The organism is Bacillus sp. JZ39 (genome assembly GCF_053903145.1).
In genome coordinates, this window is record NZ_CP096389.1 from 3,812,528 (window position 1) to 3,824,623 (window position 12,096).

Genomic DNA, 12,096 nt, shown 5'->3' on the forward strand with positions numbered 1-12,096 from the left:
CATTACAATCATAAGAGCCTGCTATATTGCAGCAGGCTCTTTCACATTTGGCATTATTTTTTTGTATAGCGCACCCAGTCATAATGAGCATATAGCGGATTTACACCATTGTAGGAGCCAAGCCATTCATCGACACCCGTGCCATTCCACAAGTTCATCATGATCTTTCCAGGTGTTGTCGGAATTTGGTTTGTTGCAGTATGTTTTAATTGCCCATCGACATACCATTTAATAGAGTTTGGCTGCCAATCGAATGCATACGTATGATAGGCATTGGCTGCATCAAACCCGAGATCAACAATCTTCTCATGGTTTCCTGCACCATTTGTATAATAGTTAAATTGAACCTTCGTTGTGTCTTTTCCTAAAAATTCGATATCAATCTCATCCCAAGGAGTTCCATCTGTTGGACCTGTGTAAGTGAAGAACGATGAAACGATCCCTGTGTTTTTAGCTGGTTTCATTCTGACTTCATAAAGTCCATAGCCATATGTTTGAACAGAACGGTTTTCCCCGCAGTCAAACTTGTTATAAGATGGGCTTGTTAGCGCTAAACGCATTTCACCCAATGACGTCACTGATACGTTATTAGCCCGCCACGTGCAGTTGAACATATTTCCATTCGAATAACCATCTGCTTTTTGCCAAAAACCGGAGTTATAGCCGTTAAAAGGGTCAAAAAACGATCCACCTGTTTGAGCTGAGGCAGTAGAAGTGACTGCAAACAAACTCATAAACAATCCAGTGACAAGAAGCAGCAACACTCGTTTCAGATAAGGCATATTGGCATTCCCCTTTCATTGAAAGCGTTTTCTATGTTGATCTTACATGATTCTTGTAAAAGGGAACATCGGTCAAAATAATGATAATATCGAATCTTACTGACTTGAATCCTGTAACTATCATCATCTTTCCTCTGAAAAAAATAAAAACCTAAATTACCATCAGCACAGACAGAGATGATCCGCACTCATTGTAATTTAGGTTTTGCCTGCTTTATCAGTAACAATCCTACCATTTTCATATGTGAATGTAAGAAAAAGTGAACACAAGGAAACAAAAATGTCAGCGCTCTCATTATGCTTGTTTAACTACCCTTTCTATGTGAATGGTTAAATACAGCAGCTCGTCACTTGTGAGCTTGTGCTCATACTCCCGCTCAATGTAGGTTTGGATTTTCTTCGTGCATTCATACGCGCGATGATACTTTTCTTTCACTGTATCCAGCAAAAAATCGTCCTGGCTTTCCATGTGAGTGCCGTTAAAAAGACGCTGCGCGAAAAACTTTAAGTGGGTGACGAACCGATAATAGTGAAGCGATTCTTCGTTGAATTCAATCTTAAAATGGTATTTTACAATACTCAAAATCTCTTGCATGACTTTTGTAATGTTGATAATATTGGGCATCTCTTCATTCAGCTCGGCATTTACAATATGCAGAGCAATAAAGCCTGCTTCATCCTCTGGCAGAGACACACCAGTCTTGTTTTTTACCATAACCAACGCTTCTTTGCCGATCGCAAATTCGTCTTTGTAGAGCCGTTTTGTTTCCCACAGCAAGGCGTTTTTGATATCAAGCCCTTTCTGGTTGCGCTGGATGGCAAAGTTAATATGATCGGTCAGCGACACATAGATGCTGTCGTTGAGCTTTTTGCCGAGCTGTAATTTCGCGTAGCTGATAATCTCTTCGGATACTTCCATGCACTCGATCGGTATATCATACAAAAGGGTTTTGAACTTTTCTGATACATCCTTGTTATCGAGCGTGAACACTTTCTCAATGCGGGCTTCATCGACATCATCGCCGGACTTTTTCTGAAACGCGAGCCCCCTGCCCATGACGACCAATTCTTTCCCCTGTTCATTGACCACGCTGATCACATTATTGTTGATCACCTTCGCAATTTTCATGGCATGTCCCTCCAAATCTACTAAGAACAGACTATATCTTGATTGTACATTCTTTTTGTACTAGGTCAATATCATCAGGGAAAGACGGAAGCTGGTCAGTACAATTCACTCCGTACCTGCTGCCCGGGCTGTTTTTGAAGCAGCGCCTCCAGATGGCGTTCAAATGATGCCTTGTCAGCTTTCTGCTTTTTGACAATGCTGTTCATGATTTTAATGCTTTCAGCACTGTATTGTGTATATTGTTTTTTCAGCTGATCCAGCTGCTGTCTTGTCTTCTTCGCGTTTTTCGGTGTGACTTGGTTGATGAGTTTGATCATACTGTCTGCGGTCTCAAAAAAACCGGCTCTATTTTCTGTCAGCTGCTGAATTTCGATGCGGCTCATATCTTGATTACGCGTTTTTTGAAGCAAGGCAACCGCCTCGCTGTTTTGTTTTTTGAGCGATTTGTTCTCAAGCTTAATCGATTCGAGATTCTCCTTCGCAATGTCTGCTTCTTCTTCAGTCATGCTGATTCGCACGAAGTATTCTGGATTGCCGATTCCATAATCAAATGCTTCGCTCACTTGTATCATGGAACTGAACACAATGGCCAGCTGCCTGTCGCTTGCGAGGGCTTGGAAATCCTGCTTTTTCTTACTGCTCATCGGTTTGGCTGCGGTTTGTTTTACTGTCTTTTGATCACAGTCTGCGAACATCTGAGCCTCACCTTCACTTTCGCATGCGCTCATCACAAGAACTGTGACCAGCAGGCTTATACACAAGCCTATTCGCCTCATGCTCTGTCTCCTCTCTGCTGAATCCCTTCTGGAAAATACCATAAAATATAGTTAAATGGTACCAGATGCACCTAACCCCAGCAATAAATCAAAAGTATGATTTGAAGCGAAAAAACATAAATATTTTGTAAAAATTGACGTGCATTCCATTCTTTTCAGGCCCATTTCTCGTACAATAGAAGTATCGTTACCGGAGAGGGGCTCTGATGATGAAACGTTTTACGAAACAAGAAAACAGCTGGGTGTTATATGACTGGGCAAATTCAGCTTACTCAATTGTCGTGACCACCGCGGTATTTCCGTTATTTTATAAATCAGCAGCTGCGGAAAGCGGTGTCAGCGCCGCTCAATCGACTGCCTATCTGGGCTATACCATTGCGATTTCAACGTTTATTCTTGCGATGCTCGGCCCTATTTTAGGCACAATCGCCGACTATGAAGGGTGCAAGAAAAAGTTCTTCGGTTTCTTTGTGTCAGCCGGTGTCGCCAGCACCGCGATGCTCGCCTTTATCCCTAGTGAACATTGGCTGCTATTGTTGCTGTTTTATACGGTATCGGCTATCGGTTTTTCCGGCGCCAATGTGTTTTATGATGCCTTTCTCGTGGACGTCACGCCTGAGAAGCGGATGAATCTCGTCTCGGCACGGGGTTTTGGCTTAGGATACATTGGAAGCACGATTCCATTTATCATCAGTATTGCTGTCATCCTGCTCGCACAAGCAGAGACTATTCCAGTGTCTGTATCGGCCGCAAGCCAGCTGTCCTTCTTCATAACGGCTGCCTGGTGGGGGCTGTTCACCATCCCAATGATTAAACATGTCCATCAACGCTATTACATCAAAAAAGAACCTCATATTGTCATCAACAGCTTTAAGCGGCTCGGCCAAACGATGAAACGGATCAGGCAATACCGGGCACTTTTCCTCTTCTTGCTCGCTTATTTCTTTTATATCGACGGAGTCGGCACGATTATTACGATGTCGACATCCTATGGATCAGATTTAGGGATCGGTTCCTCAAGCCTCCTGATCATCCTATTTGTCACCCAGGTGGTCGCTGCACCGTTTTCGATTGTATACGGAAAACTGGCAGAACGCTTCACGGGGAAGACCATGCTGTACGTCGGGATCGTCATTTATATGATCGTCTGCGTGTATGCCTATTTTATGAAGACAACGATTGATTTCTGGATACTGGCTATGCTTGTCGCCACCTCGCAGGGCGGTATTCAAGCCCTAAGCCGTTCCTATTTCGCCAAGCTTGTGCCAAAGCGCCACGCTAATGAATTCTTCGGTTTTTACAACATTTTTGGAAAATTCGCCTCAATTATGGGGCCGCTGCTCATTGCCGTTACCGCCCAGCTGACCGGGAAATCCTCGACTGCCGTGTTCAGCCTAATCATTTTGTTTGTGATTGGTATTGTGATTCTTGCCTTTGTTCCTGAGGAAACCAGCACAGATGTCAGCCAGCAGCAAAATGACCTGCCCCTTTAACTGGGAGCAGGTCATTCATCATTTATTCGCTTTATTCACCTTCAGCTGTTTCCCTTTGACGGTTGTGTTCTTCATCACTTTGAGAACATGAGGGCCTTTACCATTTAAAATCTCAACATATGAGGCGTTATCCATGATCGTGATGATGCCGATGTCGTCAGCTGACACACCGTCAATTTTGGCAATCGTTCCTACAAAATCAACGGCTCTGATTTTCTTTTTCTTTCCGCCGTTAAAATACAGCTTCATAATGTCTTTATTCAGCTCTTCGCTTTTGTCCTTTTTGCTTTCCGGACGGTCATTCAGTTTAGCTAGAAATTCTGGTTTCTTCCTTGCCACTTCCTCTTGAGAAGGTGCTTCTATTTTTTGGATTTCGAATCCGATATATTCTTCAATGTCGGCTAAAAACCGTTTTTCGAAGGCCGTGACAAACGAAATGGCCTTTCCTTTGTTCCCTGCGCGTCCCGTTCGGCCCGTGCGGTGGACATAGCTTTCTTTTTCAAGCGGCAGATCATAGTTGATGACAAGGGAGATATTTTCAATATCAATCCCGCGCGCGGCGACATCCGTCGCCACTAAGTAACGGTACTCGCTACGTTTAAATTCATTCATGACGTCGAATCGGTCTTCCTGAATCATTCCGCCGTGAATTTTATCACATGGATATCCTAAGTCATCCAATTCATCGGTCAGCTGATTGACGTGCTCTTTCGTTCGGCAGAAAATGATGCAGCTGTCGGGATTCTCCGTCATCAGCACATCTTTCAGCAATGAAAATTTATTCTCTTCTCTTACTTGAATCACCGCATGTTCAATATTTCTTGTGGTTAGGCCGGCCGCTTTGACTTCGATATGCTCGGGGTTTTGCATATATTGACGGCTCAGCTTCTCGATATCCTGCGGAAGCGTCGCCGAAAACAGCATCGTCGTGCGCTCAGTCGGCAGATGCTTGATAATCGCCTCCACCTGCTCAATGAAGCCCATATTCAGCATCTCATCCGCTTCATCAATGACCAAATAAGAGAGACGATCCAACGGCAGCGTGCCTTTTTCGATATGATCCAGAACACGTCCCGGCGTGCCGACAACAATGTGGCTTTTTTGCTTAAGCTCAGCTTTTTGTTTATCAAAGGAGGATTTTCCAAATACGGCTGTCGCTTTGATCCGTTTAAATCGTCCGATGTTCGTGATATCTTCCTTTACTTGCACCGCAAGCTCACGGGTCGGTGTTAAAATAAGCGCCTGCGGCTTGTTTTCATCCCAATCCGCCAGCTCACAGAGAGGAATCCCGAACGAAGCCGTTTTCCCGCTTCCCGTCTGTGATTTGACGACAAGATCCTTTCGTTCAAGGGCAGCGGGGATCACGCTCTGCTGCACCTTGGTCGGTTCTGTATATCCCAGTCCTTCCAATGCTCGTAAAATGTCATGACTGATTTGATAGTTTTTAAAATGACTCATGTATAAACTCCTGTCTCTTGCAGATGTTCTCATTATACTCTAATTGACGAAGGCATATGTGTTTTGACGAAAAATGATGTATTAAAAGCCATCGATTCCCTGGCGTTTTAGCTCCTGAACAGCCAATCGCGCCAGTGCGTCAGCCCCAGCGCGGTTCGGATGAAGCGTATCTCCGTCCATATAAAGCGCGAGTGTTTTTTCCGGACCGATCGATGTAAAGTATGCCGAGCTGAGGACATTTAAGTCAATGAGGTGTGTTTTTTCCTCTTCGACCAAAGCCAAAATAGAGGCCCTGTACCATCTGTTTACAGACGAATGGATGCCTTCAGAAGTAAAATCGGTTGCCCGGCCCTGGGGCGTTGATAGGATGACGTCCGCTCCTTTCGCTTTCACCTGACGAATCATATCACGCATCATCTCTTTAAACTCCGCTTCAGATTCATTATGCTTCGGATTTGTGTCATTAATGCCAAGCTGCAATATAAAATAATCTCCCGGTTTAATATACTTCAGGATCGCCTCAAGCTGTCCATCATTTCTGAACCCTCTCGCGATCTGCCCGCCGGACGCCATGTTTCTCACTTGAAAGGTGTGTTTATCGATATAGTGAGGCAGCATCTGCCCCCAGCCCGCCTGCTTGCTGCTGTTGAGCGGATAATAATTGCACACCGTCGAGTCGCCGCCGACATAAATGGTTCGGTTCGTCACCGGCTGATCAGACAATTTCTTTATTTTCAAGGCGCTAAGCGTAAAAGCGGTGCCAGCTTTCCCCTCTGTCACCAGCAGATTCAGCTGCCCGTCGGTGACGGGAATTTGGAACGTATCCTCCGCGCCATCCCCTGTCATATTAATGACCTGAAACACGCCCTCCGCCGCCACACTGGCCCTTGCCGTATTGCCAAGCGTCACCTTCACCTCATAAAGGCCATTCGGGAGATCCACATTAAACGTGTTATTGCTTTTCGTCCCATACGCTAAAAACTGAACCGCATCACTCTTCACACCAGTCCCGGATGCCGCCACATCCCTCATATTCTCCGGTGTTTGAAAACCGTAGCCCTTTGACCGGTCATACCGATCAGACGCCCTGACACCAATATAATCAGGCTCCACTGAACCGCTTCCAAAGTCAAACTGATACACCTTCGGCTCCGCTGCCTTCACACTCTCATTCCCGCCAAAACACAGCATCAGCATCATCACAAAAACCGCTACCATCCATTTTTTCATCAAGACTCCCCCTCTATGAAAACGCATACATTAATGCATACTCGATGATTGTTTCTTTATGATGACTGAATGCAGAAAAAATGGCGTTGAAAAATAAAATTGATGTGCCATATTTAAAAAGGGGGGTCTCAAGCAAAAAAGGGGAAAATCAGTGTGACTTCTTGTCACACTTGATCACATCCCAACCTCCGCAATAGAAACTCATCTGATCTTCTTGATCATACACATAATAACGGAGTCTTTCCCATTGATCGTCAGTCGGTTCAATCTCCAACTCAACCGCATCGATGGATTCAAGGTCATCCAGCTTTGATGCACTAATGTCTTCAAACCGCAAATGAATGTCACAGGTTTGAGCTGATAGTTTTAATTCAAACACAGGAATTTGAATATAACGATCATCTTCTTTCATATAGAAAGAAAACTCGTTTAATGTAAATGGACCTGTATCCGCATCAGAAAGATGTTTTTTCATTTTCTCGTATTGTGTGATATTCAAATGAATTCCTCCTATTTTTAGTTACCGCCAACCATATAGATGTCTACAGCATCGTATTCAAACCACACGATCCGTTCGCCTGATTCCGTTAGGCACTGGAGCTTCCCTTCTGAAAAATAGCTTTTATCCGGTTGAGGATCATTGATCAGAAAAACATCCTCATTGATGGAAGCTAGCAGAAAGAGAAAATCTGCAATATCCCGGTCTGCTTCCTGTAATATGGATTGGAAATGGAATTCCCTTTTGGCCAGTTTCGTCACCTTGTAAGCATGACCTTCAAAATACTCGGACAGGTCTTCTATAAACGAACCAGTCGTTATTACCTGTATCATGATTCGATCGTAGGCAAGCCCTGCCCAAAAACGATAAAACGACTCTGCATCTTCAAGTTCGCATGCCATAACGGTTTGGTCAGGCTTAAGCTCGATCATGTCCAAATTGCCAATACTGCTTATAGAGGTTATTTCCATAAAATCTTCCCCTTATCAGTTGGATAGCGCCACGCAAATCTCTTGTCTGACTTGTTCATACAAGAGAATGTGATGATACAGATCCTTATCGTTTTTGATCATATCCGGAAGTATGTCAGGATACAGCTCAAAAAAGCTTTTCTCCAACGAACGCCACTGATGCCCGGGCATCCTTTTATTCGCCAGCACATAACCCAAACTGCCATCAACTAGCATAAAAAACTCATAGATTTCCGCTTCAAAGCCGTACAATTCATCAGGATACGGCGTTTCTTCAAGCTCTTGCTGTCTTTTTCTCAGTTTTTGAAGCACGTTGATCCTCTCCTCACCCTATTCAACTTCCATCACCTCATATTGCCGGCAATAAAAGCGGAATGTCTGCTCTTCCCATTCTTCCACAAGGTACGTGCCTTGTGGTTGCATTTCAATATGGAGAAGTCCATCTGATAGATTCGATAGGGTTTCGATTTCTCGTATCGTAACGACTGAAACGTCTTTGAATATGACAACAATCGTACGTGAATGATAAACAGCTGCTAACTCAATCGTATAAATGATACCAAGAACGTGATCTGTTTCCCGATAAAAACGCCATTTCTTGATATGTTGAAACAAAATAGGAGTAGCTCCTGAAATACTCGACTCATCTGCCAATTTCGATTCCTCCGTTGATGGCTTCCCTATACTCCATACTCACAGTAAGGCTTCAAGTCAGGAAAAGAATCCTTCAACATTCTTTCTATGTTTTCATCGGTCACTGTAAATATAATATCTGTTGAATCAAAGAAACCGACTTCGAAAATACATTCTTTCACAGGGGAGATATAATCATCTTCATAAAAGTCAGCATTCCCATCAACAAACGGAACTTGTGTTATATCATACAGTATCGTCTCTTTAGGCACAGCAGTTAAAATAGAAAATATCACATAAATCTCATATTCATTTAATATACGATGAAATTCCTCACCTGTGATAAAAAGATAGTCTTCACGCTCGCCAATGATATCGTTCCAATGATCCTTATCCGAGGATACATCCATCATATTTAAAATATCGCCAATGACCCAATGATACTCAGTGATACGTAGGGGGAATTGGGTAAAAAAATCACTTAAATGAAAAAGAGTAGAATCAGTATATTCCAGACAAAATCTGCTCATATGATCTCCACCATAACTTCTTACAACTCATACTTAATCAATTCCTCCATCGAGGTTCCCTTGAAATATTGATAAAGAATATCCTCAATACTAAGGTGACCAAATAGCCCAATCGGGTTGCTAAAGGTCTTCCCCCGTTTTTTATCAACCTCTATTAAATCACTCTCTGCCGCTAATGAATCGTCTTGGCTAATGAGGTATTTTCCATCTTCATACATGACAAATGTTATAGTAGAATGATCAAATTTTTTCATCAAATCTATCGGCACCTTGGAAACAACCTTCCAATTCCCCTGAAGAAAGCCTGTATATCCTGTATTCGCAATAAAAAGGGTTCTTTGCTTTTCTGCCATCATGAGAGAAATGTCTTTTTTACTCAAGCGTTGATCTGTAAAAATATCAAAATACTGAATGAGAATATCATCATTTTTATCTGTTGCTAAATCTCCTTTTACCACTAATGCATATGTGAACTGATTGATTTTCCGTAAAGGGATTTCAATGACAACACCAGGCCTAACTTCACTTAAAGTAGTTCTTTTTTTCATCTTTAGGTTGATGTCAGTGACTTGTTTTCCTTCTAATTCTTTAAAAAGCGAATCGCCGTCTGAGTTTAATACCTGAAAGAGGGTATAAACAAATTCATTTAGAGTAGGCTTACGATCCAATTGTTCAAGGAACACAGCGTGAAAATCTTCGATGGCGTCGTGACAAATATCCAAACCATCATCACTTACGAATATCTTTTTATTTTTATATTTTTCTTCCCAAAAGCCCATGTTTCACCTCCGTTTTTCAGAACACTCATCTATTTTGAAACAAGATAGGCGGATCATGATCAATCGCCTCCAACAGCTCCTCACCAAACACTGTGATTGTACATTTCCACGGGTCTCCCAAAAGTCCCCAAGAGAAGTCCTGATGAAAGAAGAAATAATAGTCTCCGTTTGGAAATACGGGAACAGGCCATTCACCAAATTCATCCTGAGGCATTGCCTGATGAGGACTAAAGGTATATCCGTCATGCTGCCAGTCTAATGCGTACATCACATCGTGTTTTCCAGTACATGATTGAAATGCTTTTAAAATCGAAGTCTCTAAATCATTCAGCACTCTGACCACATCATCATTACTGGCTTTACCGCTCATCCCGCTAGAAATATCAAACACTTGATATGGATCAGACGGGATGATGTGATGACATCTGCTTCCGGGTTTCCATTTTATGAGCTTGTTCACTTCTGACCAGATGCGGTCTTGTTTTGTCTGACTTAAAGCGCGCCAATTCATCATGATCTCATCCCTACACCATATTGGATATCCTGCTTATAAACACCAGAAGAGGCCACTGCGTAAACAGCGTTACTCGTCAGTTTCAGCTGTTGAACGTCTAGGGCTTCACCGTTCGAGTCACAGCATGTTATCTCTTCCATCTCTTGACTCACATCGGCAGAAATCAAATAAAGAGACGACTCAAGCTCTTCACTGTAACAATTGAACGTCCCAACCAAAAAACCTTCTTCAGATATCGCAAGCTGATAAAATGCTTCTGAGTTCGGCTCTTTATCCGACAGAATCCATACCCGTCTCACGACCGTGTCGTCAAACGCGGCAATGACTGCATCTCCGTAATACAGCATATAAATCAAGCCGTTTTTTTCTGCAAGTCCATAACAATCATCTACAGCCGGCGCATCCATTTCTTCGAGCTTTCTATCAATGTGTATTTCCTTCTGCTGACCATCTAACGTAAAACACCACACACTATGGCCGTTGGGATTTTCATCATCATAAATGCCTTCATCATTTAAACCGACCCAAAGGTTTTGTTTCTCATCCAAAAGGCAGCAGGAAACCCCTGAAGGCAAGGGAAAAGCACTTTTCACCCTTCCCTCTTCTGAAAAAACCTTTACCTTCGGCTCATACGATTCGTAATAAACGAAGACATAGCCATCTGCACATTGTTGGAAGAGCTGAATATCGCTATATGCAATCTGCTCTTTCACTCTAAAATCCCGAACATCACCGGAAGGATCATAGATTGAAATGGTCACATCACCTTTCACACCTTTTCCAATGTAGACACGCCCCAGTGGATCAGCATGGAAAAAACAATCTTGGGTGTCCATGTTGATGATTTTATTCATTTTTAATCTTTTCATTTGTTATGCTCCCAGGTTAGAAATGAAGTGATAATTAAGCATTTATTAGCTATTAGTAACGGACAGCCTAGTTTCATTAATCGTTTTGGGATAAATCTACTTTCCAATTCAGCCTTAAATCATTTAGTGTTTAATTGATATGCATAAAACGATTGATCATCAAAGCGAACTGTTTCAGCTTCTATAGCAATCAGCATTCTGTTCATGTCAATAAGAAAGTTAGCATTTGATTGATACTCCGGAATTATAGAATTTGATAGATTCCCGATTCCTTCTGGATGATAACTCATCTCAAATACTTGCCAATTGTATTCTTCCGGATCTATTTTTTCCAATCTCATGTCGCCAACATCTGCACTATAATAAGCGGATGCCACATTTTGAAATAATATTTTATGGGTATATTCAGCTTCACTTTCAAAAACCTTTATATTAAGTGAGAGCTCTTTTTTAAACACATTAAAATCTAAATAAAGGACACTGCACCCCTCATCAATGTAATCAACCCATTCACTAATTGTTTTGTACATTGTCATCTCCTGCCTCTTTTTTAATCAATAACACCTTACCACCAAACACAAATTACTCCATATATTGTTTGATCCAATCATTTAAATCATCTGTTGAATGTAAATAAGTTTCAGGAGAATCTTTCAAATCAATCCCACTTAGAAGGATTAACATACTCCAGACTCTATCATCTTCTACTTCGGGGTCATCCGCATGAACATAAGTTCCAGCCCAATCCGACACTTCTTCTCTTGTTGTTTGTCCATTTAAGACACTTTTGATTTTATTTATGCATTCTAGTAGTTTTGGCTCGGTCAAATTGATCACCACGCACTCAATCTTCGTTTGGTATACCGATAATTCTATTTATTTTATTAAAGCCTGCTAAGCAATCAGATGATCAACAGACAATTCGGTAAAGATC

15 protein-coding genes and 2 pseudogenes are annotated in these 12,096 nt (G+C 42.2%); 1 reads left to right on the forward strand and 16 read right to left on the reverse strand.

All coding sequences use genetic code 11. The features are described from left to right. Positions 1 to 53: 53 nt before the first annotated feature. The 3 genes from bglS to M1D65_RS19545 form a co-directional block, all read right to left on the reverse strand. Complete coding sequence (gene bglS, locus M1D65_RS19535; RefSeq protein ID WP_021480986.1) at positions 54 to 782, reverse strand: beta-glucanase; 729 nt, start codon at positions 780 to 782, stop codon at positions 54 to 56. 295 nt (positions 783 to 1,077) lie between these two features. Beyond that, positions 1,078 to 1,911, reverse strand: coding sequence for a transcriptional antiterminator LicT (gene licT, locus M1D65_RS19540; RefSeq protein ID WP_003242598.1), 834 nt, complete (start codon positions 1,909 to 1,911; stop codon positions 1,078 to 1,080). A 95-nt stretch (positions 1,912 to 2,006) separates the two neighbouring features. Next, complete coding sequence (locus M1D65_RS19545; RefSeq protein WP_010886641.1) at positions 2,007 to 2,687, reverse strand: hypothetical protein; 681 nt, start codon at positions 2,685 to 2,687, stop codon at positions 2,007 to 2,009. A gap of 206 nt (positions 2,688 to 2,893) precedes the next feature. On the opposite strand from M1D65_RS19545, the gene M1D65_RS19550 reads away from it, so the two are divergent. Next, complete coding sequence (locus tag M1D65_RS19550; protein WP_163135973.1) at positions 2,894 to 4,180, forward strand: MFS transporter; 1,287 nt, start codon at positions 2,894 to 2,896, stop codon at positions 4,178 to 4,180. Positions 4,181 to 4,198: 18 nt separating this feature from the next. Here the strand turns inward: M1D65_RS19550 and dbpA are convergent, their stop codons facing one another. From dbpA to M1D65_RS19615, 13 genes and pseudogenes are all read right to left on the reverse strand, one after another. Then, on the reverse strand, positions 4,199 to 5,638 hold the full coding sequence (dbpA, locus tag M1D65_RS19555) for an ATP-dependent RNA helicase DbpA (RefSeq protein WP_163135975.1): 1,440 nt from the start codon (positions 5,636 to 5,638) through the stop codon (positions 4,199 to 4,201). Between the two features lie 81 nt (positions 5,639 to 5,719). Beyond that, complete coding sequence (locus M1D65_RS19560) at positions 5,720 to 6,868, reverse strand: rhamnogalacturonan acetylesterase (RefSeq protein WP_456270697.1); 1,149 nt, start codon at positions 6,866 to 6,868, stop codon at positions 5,720 to 5,722. A gap of 370 nt (positions 6,869 to 7,238) precedes the next feature. After that, positions 7,239 to 7,367: pseudogene (locus M1D65_RS19565) on the reverse strand (hypothetical protein); the annotation flags it as partial. A 17-nt stretch (positions 7,368 to 7,384) separates the two neighbouring features. Then, entirely contained in the window at positions 7,385 to 7,837 is a 453-nt protein-coding gene (locus M1D65_RS19570; protein WP_456270698.1) for a hypothetical protein, read from the reverse strand. Between the two features lie 15 nt (positions 7,838 to 7,852). Beyond that, positions 7,853 to 8,149, reverse strand: a complete 297-nt coding sequence (locus tag M1D65_RS19575) for a YxiJ family protein (RefSeq protein WP_120027644.1) — start codon at positions 8,147 to 8,149, stop codon at positions 7,853 to 7,855. An 18-nt stretch (positions 8,150 to 8,167) separates the two neighbouring features. Next, positions 8,168 to 8,452, reverse strand: a complete 285-nt coding sequence (locus M1D65_RS19580) for a hypothetical protein (RefSeq protein WP_224588569.1) — start codon at positions 8,450 to 8,452, stop codon at positions 8,168 to 8,170. A 65-nt stretch (positions 8,453 to 8,517) separates the two neighbouring features. Beyond that, entirely contained in the window at positions 8,518 to 9,000 is a 483-nt protein-coding gene (locus tag M1D65_RS19585) for a hypothetical protein (protein WP_125121039.1), read from the reverse strand. 20 nt (positions 9,001 to 9,020) lie between these two features. Continuing rightward, on the reverse strand, positions 9,021 to 9,779 hold the full coding sequence (locus tag M1D65_RS19590) for an Imm26 family immunity protein (protein WP_456270699.1): 759 nt from the start codon (positions 9,777 to 9,779) through the stop codon (positions 9,021 to 9,023). 25 nt (positions 9,780 to 9,804) lie between these two features. Then, on the reverse strand, positions 9,805 to 10,293 hold the full coding sequence (locus tag M1D65_RS19595; protein WP_456270700.1) for a DUF2716 domain-containing protein: 489 nt from the start codon (positions 10,291 to 10,293) through the stop codon (positions 9,805 to 9,807). Then, positions 10,290 to 10,763, reverse strand: coding sequence for a hypothetical protein (locus tag M1D65_RS19600; protein WP_282627224.1), 474 nt, complete (start codon positions 10,761 to 10,763; stop codon positions 10,290 to 10,292). The genes M1D65_RS19595 and M1D65_RS19600 overlap by 4 nt, the downstream gene beginning before the upstream one ends. 72 nt (positions 10,764 to 10,835) lie before the next feature. Continuing rightward, positions 10,836 to 11,162, reverse strand: a pseudogene (locus M1D65_RS19605) (DNA-binding protein); the annotation flags it as partial. A gap of 119 nt (positions 11,163 to 11,281) precedes the next feature. After that, positions 11,282 to 11,698, reverse strand: a complete 417-nt coding sequence (locus M1D65_RS19610) for a YxiG family protein (RefSeq protein ID WP_015714980.1) — start codon at positions 11,696 to 11,698, stop codon at positions 11,282 to 11,284. A gap of 46 nt (positions 11,699 to 11,744) precedes the next feature. Then, positions 11,745 to 12,038: a DNA-binding protein gene (locus M1D65_RS19615; protein WP_250607779.1), complete on the reverse strand. Its 294-nt coding sequence runs from the start codon at positions 12,036 to 12,038 to the stop codon at positions 11,745 to 11,747. Between the last annotated feature and the right edge of the window lie 58 nt (positions 12,039 to 12,096).